Origin of the sequence: Variovorax sp. SPNA7 (genome assembly GCF_033807855.1) — a bacterium.
Lineage (GTDB): Bacteria > Pseudomonadota > Gammaproteobacteria > Burkholderiales > Burkholderiaceae_C > Variovorax > Variovorax beijingensis.
Genome location: NZ_CP138513.1, coordinates 274,381 through 290,169 on the forward strand (window position 1 = coordinate 274,381; position 15,789 = coordinate 290,169).

A 15,789-nucleotide genomic window follows, 5' to 3' on the forward strand; every position below is an offset into this window, starting at 1 on the left:
TCAGGTGGGGGACGAAAGGCGATCATCGCCCTGCACCGGCGTTCGCGCAAACGCCGACCACACGGCCGCCAGCACGATCAGCGCGCCGCCCGCCAGGATGCGCGGATCCATCTGGGCCGCGCCCAGCGCCACGGAAGAGACGCTGGCAAACAGCACCTCCGACAGCATGATCACCGCCGTGGCGCTGGCCGCCAGCCGGGCCGCGCCGTACTGCAGGCAGACGTTGGCCACCACGAAGCCAACGCCCAGCAAGGCCGCCCAGCCGATCCAGCCCGGCTCCGCGGCAAGCGGGGAGCCGAAGGCGCCGAACAGGGTGCCGGCCGCCGCGGCGATGCCGGCCACCGCTGCGCACCCGCAGAACATGGCCAGCGCGCGCGATTCGCCGGGCGCGTCGCGCAGGTGCCGCAGCACGATGTTGGTCACGGCAAAGCTGAAGCCGGCCGCCAGGCCCAGCCAGTCGGGCAGGCTCGAAGGCACGGGCCATTCGACGCCGGGCGTCTTGAGCACCACGGCCACGCCGGTCAGTGCCAGCGCCACGCGCGCGAGCGCGCCGCCGGTGGGCCGCTCGCCCAGCACGGCCCAGCCCAGCAGCACGCTCCACAGCGGCATCAGGTAGAACAGCAGCACCACGCGCACCACGTCGCCCTGCGTCACCGCCCAGTTGAAGCCCAGGTTGGTGAAGCCCGCCGCCAGGCCCAGCAGCACCAGCATCGGATACGCCGCGAAGCCGCGCCAGGCATGCCGGCGAAAGAGGCCCATCGCCAGCGAGATCGCCACGTAGATGATGCAGGTGGTCCAGACGGGATGCAGCCCGTGGCTTTCGATGTGCCGAAAGGGGAACCAGGACACGCCCCATACAAAGGCATTGAAGATCAGCGCAAGAGCGGGCATGTGGCGGAGTTTTTTCGTGGAACACCGTGGAACCGGCTCCGCCGGGCCACCGGTGTTGCCCCCGGTGAGGGGGTGGGCGAAGCGACACGAAGTGCGCGCAGCCTGGGGGAGGTCAATGATGCTTGTCGCTGCGGGCGATGGCGAGCAGGTGCTCGACTTCTTCGGGGTACTTGCGCAGGTTGTGATGATGCCAGCGCTGGATCAGCCACATGCAGCCCGCCACCACGCCGCCGAAGGCGCCGATGGCCGCGAAGGCCGACAGGCCCAGGCCGGTGCAGGCGCTGTAGAAGCCGCCGAGCAGCAGGATGCAGGCCTGTTCGTTGAAGTTCTGCACGGCAATCGAGCGGCCCGCGCCCATGAGGTTGTGGCCGCGGTGCTGCAGCAGTGCGTTCATCGGCACCACCAGGAAGCCGCCCAGCCCGCCCAGCAGGATCAGAAAGGGCACCGCGATCCAGACGTTGCCGATCAGGTTCATGCTGATGACCAGCAGCCCCATGCCGATGCCCATCGGAATCACGCGCGTGGCCATGTCCAGCCGCATGCGCATCGACGCGACGATGGCGCCCACCGCCATGCCGATGGTGACCACGCCGGTGAGCGCCGTGGCCTGCGTGGTGTTGTAGTCGAGCGCGAGCGCGGCCCAGGCCAGCACGATGTACTTGAGGTTGGCGCCCGCGCCCCAGAACAGCGTGGTGGTGGCCAGCGAGATCTGGCCCAGCTTGTCGCGCCACAGGCGTGCGTTGCAGTGCCAGAAGTCGGGCAGCAGCGAGAACATGTTGCGCGCGAGGCCATGCTCCGGATTGGCGCGCAGCGGCCGCATCTCGACGCCGGTGTGCGGAATGCGCGTGTTGAACCAGGCTGCCAGCGCGTAGACGAAGATCAGCACCGAGATGGCCGCCTCGGCCGGCGAATCGACCCCCGTGTCGATCAGCGGCATGTCGAAGGACAGCAGCTGGCTGGAGACCGCATGCCCCACCAGCGAGCCGCCGAGCACGATGCCCAGCAGGATCGAGGCGATGGTGAGTCCTTCGATCCAGCCGTTGGCTTTTACCAACTGCGAAGCCGGCAGCAGCTCGGTCAGGATGCCGTACTTGGCCGGCGAATAGGCCGCGGCGCCCAGCCCCACGATCGAATACGACAGCAGCGGATGCGAGCCGAACAGCATCATCAGGCAGCCGACCACCTTGATCGCGTTGCTGATGAACATCACCCGCCCCTTGGGCAAGGCGTCGGCAAAGGCGCCCACCAGCGGCGCCAGCACCACGTAGAAGACGGCAAAGATCGGCACCAGCGCCGCGCGCTGCCATTCGGCCGCTCCCGTGCTTCGCATGAGCTCGACCGCCACGACAAAGATCGCGTTGTCGGCCAGCGACGAAAAGAACTGGGCCGACATGATCGTGTAGAAACCGCGCTTCATCGATGGGCTGGCTGGCCAGGAAGGTGCTGGCAGTAGTGAGAAAGTGTCGCGTCTTTTGGGCGAATGGGCGGTTATAGCATGGGGGTACGACAGCGAAATCAGCGTTCCCACCCTGGACGGTCCGGTCCGGGAAGATGCTAAAACCCCATCCATCCACCATTCGACGCCCACCATGCCGCGCCCCATTCTCGCCACTGTCCATACCGCCGCGCTTCGCCACAACCTCGACCGGGCACGGCGCGCCGCGGTCGATGCCCGCGTCTGGGCCGTGGTCAAGGCCAATGCCTATGGCCACGGCATCGAGCGGGTCTATGAGGGCCTGCGCGGCGCCGACGGATTTGCGCTGCTCGACCTGGCCGAAGCCGAGCGCGTGCGCGCCCTCGGCTGGCGCGGCCCGGTGCTGCTGCTCGAAGGCGTGTTCGACGCGCGCGACCTGGAGCTGTGCTCGCGGCTCGACCTGTGGCACACGGTGCACTGCGACGAGCAGATCGACATGCTCGCGGCCCACAAGACGCTCAAGCCGCAGCGCGTGTTCCTCAAGATGAACTCCGGCATGAACCGCCTGGGCTTCGCGCCCGAGCGCTTCGGCTCGGCCTGGACGCGCCTGAACGCGCTGCCGCAGGTTGACGAGATCTCGCTGATGACGCATTTCAGCGACGCCGACGGCGCGCGCGGCATTGCGCACCAGCTGGAGGTGTTCGAGCGCGCCACCCACGACCTGCCGGGCGAACGCTCCATTGCCAACAGCGCCGCCACCCTGCGCCATGCCCGCCAGACCCGCGGCGACTGGGTGCGCCCCGGCATCGTGCTGTACGGCAGCGCGCCCGACTTTCCGGAGCACGACGCGGCGCACTGGCAGCTGCAGCCCACCATGACACTGTCGACCAAACTGATCGGGATCCAGACGCTCCAGGCCGGCGACACCATCGGCTACGGCTCCAATTTCACGGCCGAGGGGCCGCTCACCATCGGCGTGGCCGCGGTCGGCTATGCCGACGGCTATCCGCGCCACTGCAACACCGGCACGCCGGTGCTGGTGAACGGCGTTCGCACCCGCATGGTGGGCCGCGTGAGCATGGACATGATCACGGTCGACCTCACGCCGGTGCCCGACGCGAAGTTCGGCACCGAGGTCACGCTGTGGGGCCGCTCGGCCGGGACCGGCGCGGTGCTCCCCATCGACGAGGTCGCGCAGGCCGCCGGCACCGTCGGCTACGAGCTCATGTGCGCGGTGGCGCCGCGCGTGCCCTTCGCTCCGGGCGACGAGGAATGAAGCGGGCGGGGCAGGGGCCTGCCGATCGTCATACGCTGTCCGTGGAATGGCCGCGCGTCCGTGCGGTCGCGACACTCGCGGCATGGCTGAACCACTTCCCGCTCCCGGATTCCCTCCCGAGTACGAACTCTTCGACACCGTCACCGAGGCGGCGCGCGCGGCACTCGAGTCCGTGCTGATCGAGTCGATCGAACGCCGCAAGGAGTTCGGCGCCATGATCTGCCAGCAGGGCAACCAGTTCTTCGCGATGCCGCCGCGCGAGGGCGACACCAACACGGTCGACGTCGGCCACCGCCTCGGCAACAGGGGCTGCCCCGAGGGCACGACGGCGGTGGCTTACTACCACACGCATCCGGCCTACAAGGGCGCAGGCTTCAACATGGAGCCCGACCGCTTCTCGCCCGAGGACCGCGGCGTCGCGAACGACATGAAGATCGACGCCTACGTGGGCAGCGTCTCGGGCCTGTTCCTGCGCTACGACCACCGCATGCGCAAGATCATGGTGGCCGGACCGCGGCTGCGCAACGCCCGCGACCTGCCGCAGCCGATTCCGGTGAAGAAGCCTGCGCCGAAGACGCCGCGGCGACACATCATTCCGGCGCCGCGGCTGCTCTGAAGCCGTGCGCCGGCGCCCCGCGGCGCTCAGTACAGCCCGAGCTTGCGCATCTTCAGCCGCGCCAGCCCCAGCAGCGCATCGGTGAACGGCGTGGCCACCGCGGTCAGTTCGCCCAGCTCCCGCACCACGGTGACCAGCGCATCGAGCTCCACCGATCGCCCGGCTTCCACGTCCTGCAGCATCGAGGTCTTGAACGCGCCAAGCTTCATCGTCACGGCATGGCGGTCTTCGGGGCTCTGGGTGATCTCGATGCCGATGCGGCGTCCGATCTCCTTGGCTTCGAGCATCACGGCCGAGATGAAGCCGCGCACGTAGTCGTCGCCCATGATCAGGTCGGTGGTGGTGCCCGTGAGCGCGCTGATCGGGTTCACCGTCATGTTGCCCCAGAGTTTGAACCACACGTCCTTCTGGATCTGCGGCGACAGCGTGGCGTCCAGGCCCGCACTTTGCAGCAGCGCGACCAGCTTCTGCACGCGCGGCGTGGCTTCGCCCGAAGGCTCGCCCACGATCAGCCCGTTGCCGAAGTGATGCCGCACCACGCCCGGGGCATCGAGCGAACAGCTCGCGTGCACCACGCAGCCGATCACGTTGCGCGAGGGGATGGCCCTTGCAATTGCGCCGTCAGGGTCCACGGCCGCAAGGCGGTGGCCGGTGATGGCGCCGCCGAAGCCGCCTTCGAGGAACCACCACGGCACGCCGTTCATGGCCACCAGCACCAGGGTGTCGGGCCCGATCAGCGGCCCGATGCGTTCGGCCACGCCGGCCAGCGCGGGCGCCTTCACGGCGATGACCACCAGGTCCTGCGTGCCAAGCGATTCGGGGTCGGCCACCGCGTTGACCGGCACGCGCGTGCGCACCTCGCCGCGCATCAGCGAAAGGCCATCCTGCTGCAGCGCTTCGAGCGTGGCGCCGCGCGCCACCACGTTGAGCCGCTCGCCAGCCTGCGCCAGGCTGGCGCCGATCCATCCGCCGATGGCGCCGGCGCCGTAGATGCAGATCTTCATGTCAGTTCTTGTAGCTGGCGTCGATGCGGTCGACCTGGCGCACCAACGCATCGAACACGTCCTGCCCGGCGCCGTGCTCGGGGCTGAATTGCAGCGCATCGCGCGTGCAGCGCTGCGCGATTTCCTCGCTCACCGGAATGGCCGCGCCCATCGAGAAGGTGGCCATCTGGATCTCGCAGGCGCGCTGCAGGGTCCACAGGATGGCGAAGGTCTGCGGCAGCGTCTGTCCCCAGGCCAGCAGGCCGTGGTTGCGCAGGATCACGGCATTGCGGTCGCCGATGCTCCTGAGCAGGCGCGGGCCCTCGTCGGCATGGATGGTGATGCCCTCGAAGTCGTGGTACGCCACCATGCCGTGCAACTGCGCGGTATAGAAATTGGTCTGCTGCAGGCCGCCCTGCAGGCAGGCCACGGCCACGCCGGCCGTGGTGTGCGTGTGCATCACGCAGTGCGCGCCGGGCAGGCCGTCGTGGATGGCGGCGTGCACCGTGAAGCCGGCCGGGTTCACCGGCCAGGTCGAGCCGTCGAGCACCTTGCCCTGCAGGTCGATCTTCACCAGGTTGCTGGCCGTGACCTCGCTGTAGTGCAGGCCGAAGGGGTTGATGAGGAACTGCTTCTCCCCGCCCGTCACGCTGTCGGGCAGCCGCACCGTGATGTGGTTGTAGATCATCTCGGTCCAGCCCAGCATCGCGAACACGCGGTAGCAGGCCGCAAGCTGTTCGCGCGCGGCGCGCTCGTCCGGATGGATCGAGGGATGGACCGGCGCCGACGGCGGTACGCGGGTGGCGAGTGTTGTGTTCATTGCAGTTCCTTCATTCAGGTTATCCCTCAGCCGTGAAGCCGACTTCCTTGACGATTGGCGCCCACTTGGCGGTGTCTTTCTTGAGCAGATCGGTCAGCTCGCCGGGCGTGGAAGACATGGCTTCCAGCCCGAAGTTGCCGAGGCCTTCGATCACGTCCTTGTGCGCCAGCGCGGTTTTCATCGACGCGTTGAGCTTCGCGACCAGTTCCGGCGAGGCCTTGGCGGGCAGGAAGAAGGCGAACCATTCGCTGTGCGCCATGTCCTTGATGCCCTGCTCGCCGAAGGTCGGCACGTCGGGTGCGAAGCGGCTGCGCTTGGCGCCCGAGACGCCCAGGATGCGCACCTTGCCCGAGGCCAGGTGCTGCGTGATGTCGCCGATCGGGCCCGAGACGGCCGAGATGTTGCCGCCCAGCAGGTCCAGCATGGCCGGCTGCGTGCCGCGGTAGGCGGCGTGCTTGAGTTCGACGCCGCCTTTCTTGCCCAGCAGCGCGCCGATGAAGTGCGGCGTGGAGCCCGCGGCCGGCGAGCCGAAATTGGCGCCGGTCGGGTTGGCCTTGGCCCAGGCGAGGAACTCGGGCACCGTCTTCACGCTGGCGGGCACCGAGGGGCCGACCGCAAAGCCGAAGTCGAAGATGCAGGCAATGCTCACAGGTGTGAGGTCGACCATCGGGTCGTACGGCAGCTTCTTGTAGATGTGCGGGTAGATCGTGAGGATGGAGGTGGGCGTCTGCAGGATGGTGGCGCCGTCGGCCGGGCGGCCCTTCACGTAGCTCACGGCGATCTGGCCGCCCGCGCCGGTGCGGTTTTCGACCACGGCCGACTTGGCGTAGTCGGGGCTGAGCTTCTGCGCGATGCGCCGGCAGGTGGTGTCCGAGGTGCCGCCGGCCGCAAAGCCGGTGACGATGGTGGCGGTTTCGAGCGAGGCTTGCGCGAAGGCCTGCTGGCCCAGGCTGGCAAGCAGCGCCGAGGCGCCGGTGGTCTGCAGCAGTTGGCGGCGGGTGAAGGTCATGGTCTGTCTCCAGGGTGTTGTCAGTTGCGTTTCACGACTCGTCGCGCAGCCAGGTGACTGCGCCCGAATGGGTCACGGCGCCCTGGTAGGCAGGGCGCACGGTGAGCGCGTATTTTTCCAGCAAGCCGCGGTGCGGGACCCCCGCGTTTACCTGACGTCTGGAGAGCCGCAGTGCAATTTCTTCCGCTGCCAGTTCCACCGAAATGGTGCGCGCCCCGGCTCGCGCGTCGATGGCCACCATGTCGCCGTCGCGCAGTGCCGCAATCGGCCCGCCGTCGGCCGCTTCGGGCCCCGCATAGCCGATGCACAGGCCGCGCGTGGCGCCCGAGAAGCGCCCGTCGGTCAGCAGCGCCACCTTGTCGCCCATGCCCTGGCCGTAGAGCAGGGCGGTGATGCCCAGCATCTCGCGCATGCCGGGGCTGCCCTTCGGGCCCTCGTTGCGGATCACGATCACGTCGCCGGCTTCGTAGCGGCGGTTCTGCACGGCCGCCTGCGCTTCTTCTTCCGAGTTGAAGACGCGCGCCGGGCCGCGGTGCACCAGCGTCTGGAGGCCCGCGGTCTTGAGCAGCGCGCCGTCGGGACAGAGGTTGCCCTTGAGCACGGCCAGCCCGCCGTCGCGCGTGATCGGGTTGCCGGGCGCGCGCACCACGCGGCCATCGGGCGCGGCGGCATCGGCCAGTTCCTCGGCCAGCGTGCGGCCGGTGAAGCTGAGCGCATCGCCATGCACGAAGCCCTGCTCCATCAGCGTGCGAAGAATGACGCCCGCGCCGCCGATGTAGAACACGTCGCGCGCCAGGTACTGCCCGCCCGGACGCAGGTCGGCAATGAGCGGCGTGCGCGCGAAGATCTCGGCCACGTCGTCCAGGTGGAACCTGATGCCCGCCTCGTGCGCGATGGCCGGCAGGTGCAGCGCGGCGTTGGTCGAGCCGCCGGTGGCCGAGACCACGGCGCAGGCGTTCTCGAGCGCCTTGCGCGTGACGATGTCGCGCGGCAGCGGGCTGTCGCCCATCACCGCCTTCATGAGGTTCTTCGCGGCGCGGCGCATCAGCGGCGCGCGCTCGCTGAACACCGCCGGCACCATGCTGGAGCCGATGGGCGCGAGGCCCAATGCTTCCGACACCATGCCCATGGTGTTGGCCGTGAACTGGCCCGCGCAGGCGCCCGCGGTGGGCAGGCAGGCGCGGCTCATGGCGTCGAGCTCGTCGTGCGTGGCGGTGCCGGCCAGCACCTTGCCGATGGTCTCGTAGGTGTCGACCACGTTGAGGTCGCGGCCATCGGGACCCGGCATCTGCCCCGGCAGCGCCGAGCCGCCATGCACGAACACGCTCGGCACGTTGCAGCGCACCATGCCCATCATCAGGCCCGGCAGGTTCTTGTCGCAGGCACCGATGGCGAAGATGCCGTCCCACTGGTGGCCGCGCGTCGAGGCCTCCACGCTGTCGGCGATCAGCTCGCGCGAGATCAGCGAGAAGCGCATGCCCGAATGCGCCATGGTGAGCCCGTCGCTCACCGACACCACCGGGCATTCGTGCGGCGTGCCGCCGCCCGCGTAGATGCCGGTCTTGGCGTGCTGCGCCTGCTCGCGCAGGTTGAGGTTGCACGGGCTCATCTCGCCGCCGGTGTGGAACACGCCGATGTGCGGGCGCGCGATGTCCTCGTCGTCCTGGCCGAGCGCATGCAGGAAGCTGCGCGTGGTCGCGCGGATGGTGCCCTCGCGGATGGTGGCGGAGCGGAAGCGCTTGGGATCGGTCGGGGAAGTCATGGCGCGAAGGAGGTTCAGTAGCCGCTGGGCGTCACCGCGCTCGCGGCGTTCTTGTACCGGGACGACAGCTGCCTTGCCGCCGCCGTGAGCAGGATGGTGTCCACGCCCACCGCCACGAACTGCGCACCGGCGGCCAGCCACTTGCGCGCCTGCTCCTCGGTGGTCGAGAGAATGCCCGGCGCCTTGCCGGCCTTGCGGATGCGCGCAATGGCGTCGGCGATCATGGCCTGCACCTCGGGATGGTTCGGCTGGCCGACAAAGCCCATCGAGGCCGACAGGTCGGCCGGCCCGATGAACACGCCGTCCACGCCCGGCGTGGCGGCGATGGCGTCGAGGTTCTTCATCGCTTCCACGGTTTCGGCCTGCACCAGCAGGCAGGTTTGCGCGTTGGCCTCGTGCAGGTAGCGCGGATAGGCCTGCCAGCGCGAGGCGCGCGCCAGGGCGCTGCCCATGCCGCGGATGCCTTCGGGCGGATAGCGCATGCCCTGCACCATGCGCTCCGCCTGCTCGGCGGTGTCGACCATCGGCACCAGGATGGTCTGCGCGCCGATGTCCAGGAACTGCTTGAGCAGCGTGACGTCGCCCACCGGAACCCGCACCACGGGGTGCGAGCGCTCGGACTCGGGCTGTGCCGACCAGGCGCTCGAGATGCCCTGCAACTGCGCGAGCACCGAGCGCACGTCGTTGGGCGCGTGCTCGCCGTCGACCAGCAGCCAGTCGAAGCCGGTGCCGGCCAGGATCTCGGCCGCATAGCCGTCGGCCAGGCCGACCCAGAGGCCGATCTTCTGTTCGCCGGCCTGCATGGCCTGCTTGAAGGTGTTCAGGGGTGTTTGCATGGTGTGTCTTTCAGGCAAGTCGGAATGCGATGCTGCCGAGTGGGCCGTAGTCGGCATGGAAGGTGTCGCCGGGCAGGGCGGTGGTCGGCCGCGTGAACGAGCCACCGAGCACGACTTCGCCGGCTTCGAGGCATTCGTCCCACGGTGCGAGCTTGTTCGCGAGCCAGGCCACGCCCGTGGCCGGGTGGTTGAGCACGGCCGCGGCGACGCCTGACTCCTCGATCACGCCGTTCTTGTAGAGCAGCGCGCTCACCCAGCGCAGGTCGACCGCGTCGGGCTTGACCGGCCGGCCGCCCATCACGATGCCGGCATTGGCCGCGTTGTCGGCAATGGTGTCGAACACCTTGCGCGGCGCCTTGGTGTGGCGGTCGAACTGTTCGATGCGCGCGTCGATGATCTCGATGGCCGGCACCACGTAGTCGGTGGCCGCCAGCACGTCGAAGATGCTCACGTTCGGCCCCTGCAGTTTCTTGCCGAGCACGAAGGCCAGCTCCACCTCGATGCGCGGCGCGATGAAGCGCTTGAACGGAATGTCGCTGCCCTGCTCGAAGAACATGTCGTCGAGCAGCGTGCCGTAGTCGGGCTCGTCGATCTGGCTGGACTGCTGCATGGCGCGCGAGGTCAGGCCGATCTTGTGGCCCCGCGGCACGCGGCCTTCCGCGATCTTCTGCCGAACCCATTCGCGAGAGATGGCGTAGCCGTCCTCGATGGTCATTTCGGGAAAGCGCTTGGAGAAATGCTCGACCTGCACGCGCGATCTTTCGCTTTCGTGCAGTTCGGCCGCGAGGCTGGCGATGGTGTCGGCGGTGAGCATGGTGCTACTTGTTGAAGAGTGGATGCAGGTTGCTGTGCTTGCCGTCATACACCTGGCCCGGGCTTTCGTCGATCTGCAGCGTGATGCCGATGTGGCGCTTGTCGAAGATCGGTTCGAAATGCGTGCGCACGTCGGCCAGCAGTTCGTCGCCGGCCTTCTTCTTCACCGCCTCCGAGCGCCCCGCGGCCATGCGGATGTTGAGGTACACGAAGGCATAGTCGGCCTTGCCGTCGGCCACCGCATAGTGCGCGGCCGGATAGGCCAGCACGCGTGTGCCGCCGACGGGGAACACCGGCTTGCCGGCCTCGTCGCGCTGCGCGAGCATGGTGTCGGCCAGCGTGCGGCACAGCGCCGAGATGTCGGTCTCGGCTTCGATGTTCGGCGTGTAGAGGATGACGAGATGGGGCATGGCGTGTGTTCGGGCGATGTACTCAGACGGGAAGGGGCGTGACCGGGAAGATCGCGTTGATCTGCCCCGTGCCCGAGCTCCCGAAGTAGGGCGTGACCACTTCCACCGGCGCGGCATAGCGGTCCCAGCCCAGGAGGCCCAGCAGCATCGCGGTGTCGTGCATGTCGCCTTCGCCCCAGCACTTCTCGGCGTACATCGGCAGCATGCCGACGAAGGTGGCCCAGTCGCCGCGCTCCCAGAGCTCGACCACGCGCCGGTCGATTTGCTCGAGGAAGGGGTCGTACACCTTGTGCATGAACTCCGGCGCGCGGCCGTTGTCCGCGAAGTGGTGCGAGAGCGAGCCGCTCGCGAACACTGCCACCGTGCCCTCGTAGCGCTCCTCGATCGCGCGCCGCACCGCCAGGCCGAAGCGGCCCGACTCGGCGAGGTCGTGCCAGTCGCACCAGCCGCTGATGCTGATCACCTTGTAGTGCTGGTCGGGGTTCATGTAGCGCATCGGCACCAGCGTGCCGTACTCGAGCTCGAGCGTGGTGTCGCTGTGCGCGCGGCTCTTCACGCCCATTTCGTTCGCCATGTCGGCGATCAGGTGGCCGAGCGCCGGGTTGCCCGGGTAGGCGTAGGGCATGTTCTTGATGAAGTGCGGCAGCTCGTTGCTGGTGTAGGTGCCGCCGAACTGCGGACCGCAGTTGATGTGGTATTCGCTGTTGACCTGCCAGTGCACGTCGAACACCACGATGGTGTCCACGCCCAGCGCGCGGCAGCGCCGGTCGATTTCCTTGTGGCCGTTGATCGCGGCGTCGCGGCAGCCGAAGTTCGGTCCCGGAAATTCCGAGAGGTACATCGACGGCACGTGCGTGATCTTGGCGGCGAGTGCGAGCGTGCCCATGGTCAGGCTCCCCAGTGCGGAATGTGGTGCGAGCCCATCGACACCGCAATGTTCTTCGGCTCGCAGAACACCTCGTAGCTCCAGGTGCCGCCTTCGCGTCCGGTGCCCGAGGCCTTGGTGCCGCCGAAGGGCTGGCGCAGGTCGCGCACGTTCTGGCTGTTGACGAAGCACATGCCGGCTTCGACCGCGGCGGCCACGCGGTGCGCGCGGCCGATGTTCTCGGTCCACACGTAGCTGCTCAGGCCGTATTGGATATCGTTGGCTAGTTCGATCGCGTGCGCCTCGTCCCTGAACGGGATCAGGCAGGCGACCGGTCCGAAGATCTCGTCCTGCGCGATCCGCATGCGGTTGTCGACATCGGCGAACACCGTGGGCATCACGTAGTTGCCGCGCTGAACGCGGTCGGGCAGGTTGTCCGGCGCCTCCAGCCCGCCGCACAGCAGCGTCGCCCCTTCCTTCGGCCCGAGCTCGATGTAGCTGCGCACCTTGGCCAGGTGGGCCTGCGAGATCATCGGGCCGACGATGGTCTTCTCGTCCAGCGGATCGCCGACCGTGATGCGACTGGCGCGCTCGGCGAACTTCGCCGCGAAGTCGGCATAGATCGACTGCTGCACCAGGATGCGCGAGCCGGCGGTGCAGCGCTCGCCGTTGTTGCTGAAGATCATGAACACGGCCGCGTCGAGCGCGCGGTCGAGGTCGGCGTCCTCGAAGATCACGAACGGGCTCTTGCCGCCGAGCTCCATGCTGAATTTCTTCAGGCCCGCGCTCTTCACGATGCGGTTGCCCGTGGCGGTGGAGCCGGTGAACGAAATCGCGCGCACGTCGGGGTGTGCCACCAGCGGCTCGCCCGCTTCCTTGCCATAGCCGTGCACGAGGTTCAGCACGCCGGGCGGAATGCCCGCTTCGAGCGCGAGTTCGCCGAGGCGCGCGGCCGTGAGTGGCGAGAGCTCGCTCATCTTCAGCACGGCCGTGTTGCCGAAGGCGAGGCAGGGCGCGACCTTCCAGGTGGCGGTCATGAAGGGCACGTTCCACGGGCTGATCAGCGCGCACACGCCCACCGGATGGAACAGCGTGTAGTTCAGGTGCGTGGGCGTGGGGTAGGTGTGGCCGTCGACGCGCGTGCACATCTCGGCGAAGTAATAGAAGTTGTCGGCCGCGCGCGGGATCAGCTGCTTGCCGGTCTGCGCGATGACCTGGCCGCAGTCGTTGGTTTCGGTCTGCGCGATCTCGGGCACGTGCTTGGCAATCAGGTCGCCGAGCTTGCGGATGAGCTTGGCGCGTTCGGTGGCGGGCAGGCCGGCCCACTTGGGAAAGGCCTCCTTCGCGGCAGCCACGGCCGCATTCACTTCGGCCTCCCCGCCCGAGGCGACCTCGGCCAGCACTTCCTGCGTGGCGGGATTGACGGTTTCGAAGTATTCGCTGCCGGCAACGGCCTTGCCGGCGATCAGGTGATCGACTCTCATGCTTTTCCTTGGATGGTGTTGACCAGCGCGCCGATGCGCTCGATCTCCGTCACGACCACGTCGCCCGGCCTGCAATCGACCACGCCGTCGGGCGTGCCCGTGAGGATCAGGTCGCCGGGCGACAGCGTCATGAAGCGGCTGAAATATTCGATGAGGAAGGGCGCGTCGAAGATCATGTCGCGCGTGCTGCCCTGCTGCGTGACGGTGCCGTTCACCGTGGTCTTCAATGCGAGCGCCATGGGGTCGGGCACGTCGGACGCATCGACGAACCACGGGCCGAGCGGCGTGCAGGTGTCGCGGTTCTTCACGCGCAGGTTGGGGCGGTACCAGTTCTCGAGGTAGTCGCGGATCGCGTAGTCGTTGGCCACGGTGTAGCCGCCGATGAAGTCGTAGGCGTCATCGCGCTTCACGTGCTTCGCGGTCTTGCCGACCACGATGGCGAGCTCGCACTCGTAGTGCATGAACTGCACGCCGGCTGGCCGGTGCGTGTGCTGGCGGTGGCCGATCAGCGTGCTCTGGCCCTTGACGAACACCAGCGGTTCCTCGGGCGCCTTGAACTCGAGTTCCTTCGCATGGTCGGCGTAGTTGAGGCCGAGCGCGAGGATGGTGCGCGGGCGCAGAGTGGGCGCGAGCGGCGGCAGCCACACGAGCTGTTCCTGCGGCACGATGCGGCCGTCGTCCAGCCGCACCGCGGCATCGGCCTGGCCGTTGAATTCGTGCGCGGTGCCGGTGTGCTCGCGGCCTTCGAAGATGACGCGTGCGTGCTTCATGCGGCGGCCTCCTGCACCAGCGTGTTGCAGAGGCTCTCGAACCCCGGCGCGGAGATTTCGATGCGGTCGCCCGCACGCGCCAGCGGCCGGCCGGCATCGCAGCCCAGCATCAGCACGTCGCCATGCGCGAGCGTCATGAATTCGCCCACGTCGGCCAGCAGCTGCTGCGCGGGCCGCACGAGCTGCGAAAAGTCGATCGACTGCTTCAGCGCGCCGTTGACACGCACCTCGGCGCGAAAGCCCGCGGGATCGGCCACCTCCTGCGCATCGCGCAGCGCCGGGCCGACGCCCAGGAAGCCGTCGACGCACTTGAACTTCACGGGCGGGCGGAAGAAGCTCGCATGCGGAATCGAGAGGTCGTTCATCAGCACGAAGCCTTCCACGTCGCCCTCCGCGCCGATCACCATGCCGATGCTGGCGCCGATCTCCACCTCGGGCACCGATGCAGGCACCGTGATGGCGCTGCCGTGCGGGCTCCAGGTGTTGGCGGTCTTCACATAGAGCACGGGGGCCTTCGGCGGTGCCTTGTACGGTGGCTGCGTCATCTGCGGTGCGAGCGCCTGCACTTCCGCGCGGAAGTTCAGCAGCGTGCCGTACACGGTGCCGGTGGGCAGGAAAGGGGAGGAGGAGGTCATTCGGGTTGCTCCAGCGCGATCAGTTCGTCCAGCAGTCCGTACAGCTGCGTCAGCTTGGTCTTGCCCAGCGACTGCTCCAGCCACTGGTAATGCGACTCGATGCTCGAGGACAGCTTCTTCACCAGCTTCATCCCGTGCGCCGTGGCCTCGACCACGGTGCGGCGCTGGTCCTCGGGGTCGCGGCTGCGGGTGATGAGGTCGTCGCGCTCCATGCGCGCGAGCACGCCGGTGAGGCTGGGCCCGAGGATGAACGCCTCGCGCGCCACGCGGCCGGTTTCCACCGCGCCGTGCTCGCCGAGCACGCGCAGCACGCGCCACTGCTGGTCGGACAGCGCGTGCTCGCGCAGGCTGGGCCGCGTGTGGGCCATGACGGCTTCGCGCGCCTGCAGCAGCAGGCGCGGAAGGTTGCGGTGGGTGAAGGTGCTGGCCACGTCGGAGTGTCGCGTCGAATTATTTAATATATTAAATGATCCGGCGCGGCATTGCCAACATGTGATCGGGTAAACCCGGGTCGCATTCGAAATCGCGGGGTGCTGGCGGCGCCGTGCGCCGTTGATGAAGGGGCGGGGGCGGGCGCTTTGCGACCCCGCAGATCGCGCCCGCCGGTCCTAGATCAGCCCATCCTCGAATTCGTCGAGGACGACCTTCCACCACGCTGTCCCCTTGAGGGCCTTGGCGTCGATCTGCTTCAAGGTGTCTTTGACCTTCTTCGCTTCCGCCGCGCGGTTGAACCGGACCTGGACCTTGGGCGGCCTCAGCAGGCCCTGCCTGAGAAGGGCCAGCTTCTCCTGCATCTGCTGGAGATTCATGACGGCGGGCGCAGGATCAGGCTCACTGGCGGCGGCTCGGCGCATGAGGTCGTAAACCGTGTAGACAAACACGGTCAGCGATTCGACGGAGGCATTCATGTAGCTCGGCTTCGCGCCGGGCGAGACGGCATAGACCCCCATGTCGCTCGGATCGAGCGCGATCAGCAGATCGTCCTTCCATATCTCGCGCCCAAGCAGCAGGTAGCTGCGATTGTTCAGCGAGATGGCCTTGATCTCTTCGAAGCGAATGCCGAATGGCGGGTCGTCCCCAAACACCGGCAGTCCCTTCTCTTCGAGATACCGGGCGGTCTCGGGGGCGATGCCGAGGCTGGTCAAATGCGCCCTGTCGGCGTTGATCCAGGCAATGACGGTCGGGGAGTATTCAAGATGGGTCAT

At 68.0% G+C, this 15,789-nt stretch carries 17 protein-coding genes; 2 read left to right on the plus strand and 15 right to left on the minus strand.

Translation table 11 applies throughout. The features are described 5' to 3' along the window. Positions 1-891 carry a DMT family transporter gene (locus RZE77_RS01235; RefSeq protein WP_319440339.1) on the minus strand — a complete coding sequence of 297 codons (891 nt, stop codon included), beginning with the start codon at positions 889-891 and terminating at the stop codon, positions 1-3. A gap of 112 nt (positions 892-1,003) precedes the next feature. Further along, positions 1,004-2,308: a lysophospholipid transporter LplT gene (gene lplT / locus RZE77_RS01240; RefSeq protein WP_319440340.1), complete on the minus strand. Its 1,305-nt coding sequence runs from the start codon at positions 2,306-2,308 to the stop codon at positions 1,004-1,006. A gap of 172 nt (positions 2,309-2,480) precedes the next feature. On the opposite strand from lplT, the gene alr reads away from it, so the two are divergent. Next, the gene (gene alr, locus RZE77_RS01245; protein ID WP_319440341.1) at positions 2,481-3,581 is read left to right on the plus strand and encodes an alanine racemase; all 1,101 of its coding nucleotides are present in this window, start codon (positions 2,481-2,483) and stop codon (positions 3,579-3,581) included. An 82-nt stretch (positions 3,582-3,663) separates the two neighbouring features. Continuing rightward, positions 3,664-4,197, plus strand: a complete 534-nt coding sequence (locus RZE77_RS01250; RefSeq protein WP_319428646.1) for a DUF4329 domain-containing protein — start codon at positions 3,664-3,666, stop codon at positions 4,195-4,197. 26 nt (positions 4,198-4,223) lie between these two features. Here RZE77_RS01250 and RZE77_RS01255 read toward each other — a convergent pair whose 3' ends face one another. From RZE77_RS01255 to RZE77_RS01315, 13 genes are all read right to left on the minus strand, one after another. Beyond that, entirely contained in the window at positions 4,224-5,201 is a 978-nt protein-coding gene (locus tag RZE77_RS01255; protein ID WP_319440342.1) for a 2-dehydropantoate 2-reductase, read from the minus strand. A 1-nt stretch (position 5,202) separates the two neighbouring features. Next, positions 5,203-6,000: a class II aldolase/adducin family protein gene (locus RZE77_RS01260; RefSeq protein WP_018907534.1), complete on the minus strand. Its 798-nt coding sequence runs from the start codon at positions 5,998-6,000 to the stop codon at positions 5,203-5,205. 19 nt (positions 6,001-6,019) lie between these two features. After that, complete coding sequence (locus RZE77_RS01265; RefSeq protein WP_319440343.1) at positions 6,020-7,009, minus strand: Bug family tripartite tricarboxylate transporter substrate binding protein; 990 nt, start codon at positions 7,007-7,009, stop codon at positions 6,020-6,022. Positions 7,010-7,040: 31 nt separating this feature from the next. Next, entirely contained in the window at positions 7,041-8,771 is a 1,731-nt protein-coding gene (gene ilvD / locus RZE77_RS01270) for a dihydroxy-acid dehydratase (protein WP_319440344.1), read from the minus strand. Between the two features lie 14 nt (positions 8,772-8,785). Then, a complete protein-coding gene (gene hpaI / locus RZE77_RS01275) occupies positions 8,786-9,607 on the minus strand; it encodes a 4-hydroxy-2-oxoheptanedioate aldolase (RefSeq protein WP_319440345.1) in 822 nt (273 codons plus the stop codon). 10 nt (positions 9,608-9,617) lie between these two features. Further along, positions 9,618-10,421 (minus strand): 2-oxo-hept-4-ene-1,7-dioate hydratase, encoded by an 804-nt coding sequence (hpaH, locus tag RZE77_RS01280; protein ID WP_319440346.1) that lies wholly within the window; start codon positions 10,419-10,421, stop codon positions 9,618-9,620. A gap of 4 nt (positions 10,422-10,425) precedes the next feature. Further along, entirely contained in the window at positions 10,426-10,830 is a 405-nt protein-coding gene (locus tag RZE77_RS01285; RefSeq protein WP_319440347.1) for a 5-carboxymethyl-2-hydroxymuconate Delta-isomerase, read from the minus strand. Positions 10,831-10,852: 22 nt separating this feature from the next. Further along, positions 10,853-11,716 (minus strand): 3,4-dihydroxyphenylacetate 2,3-dioxygenase, encoded by an 864-nt coding sequence (gene hpaD / locus RZE77_RS01290; protein ID WP_319440348.1) that lies wholly within the window; start codon positions 11,714-11,716, stop codon positions 10,853-10,855. 2 nt (positions 11,717-11,718) lie between these two features. Next, on the minus strand, positions 11,719-13,179 hold the full coding sequence (hpaE, locus tag RZE77_RS01295; protein WP_319440349.1) for a 5-carboxymethyl-2-hydroxymuconate semialdehyde dehydrogenase: 1,461 nt from the start codon (positions 13,177-13,179) through the stop codon (positions 11,719-11,721). Continuing rightward, complete coding sequence (locus RZE77_RS01300) at positions 13,176-13,949, minus strand: fumarylacetoacetate hydrolase family protein (RefSeq protein WP_319440350.1); 774 nt, start codon at positions 13,947-13,949, stop codon at positions 13,176-13,178. The genes hpaE and RZE77_RS01300 overlap by 4 nt, the downstream gene beginning before the upstream one ends. Then, on the minus strand, positions 13,946-14,584 hold the full coding sequence (locus RZE77_RS01305; RefSeq protein WP_319440351.1) for a fumarylacetoacetate hydrolase family protein: 639 nt from the start codon (positions 14,582-14,584) through the stop codon (positions 13,946-13,948). The genes RZE77_RS01300 and RZE77_RS01305 overlap by 4 nt, the downstream gene beginning before the upstream one ends. Beyond that, a complete protein-coding gene (gene hpaR / locus RZE77_RS01310; protein ID WP_012745410.1) occupies positions 14,581-15,015 on the minus strand; it encodes a homoprotocatechuate degradation operon regulator HpaR in 435 nt (144 codons plus the stop codon). The genes RZE77_RS01305 and hpaR overlap by 4 nt, the downstream gene beginning before the upstream one ends. A 177-nt stretch (positions 15,016-15,192) precedes the next feature. Then, the gene (locus RZE77_RS01315; protein ID WP_319440352.1) at positions 15,193-15,789 is read right to left on the minus strand and encodes an SUKH-4 family immunity protein; all 597 of its coding nucleotides are present in this window, start codon (positions 15,787-15,789) and stop codon (positions 15,193-15,195) included.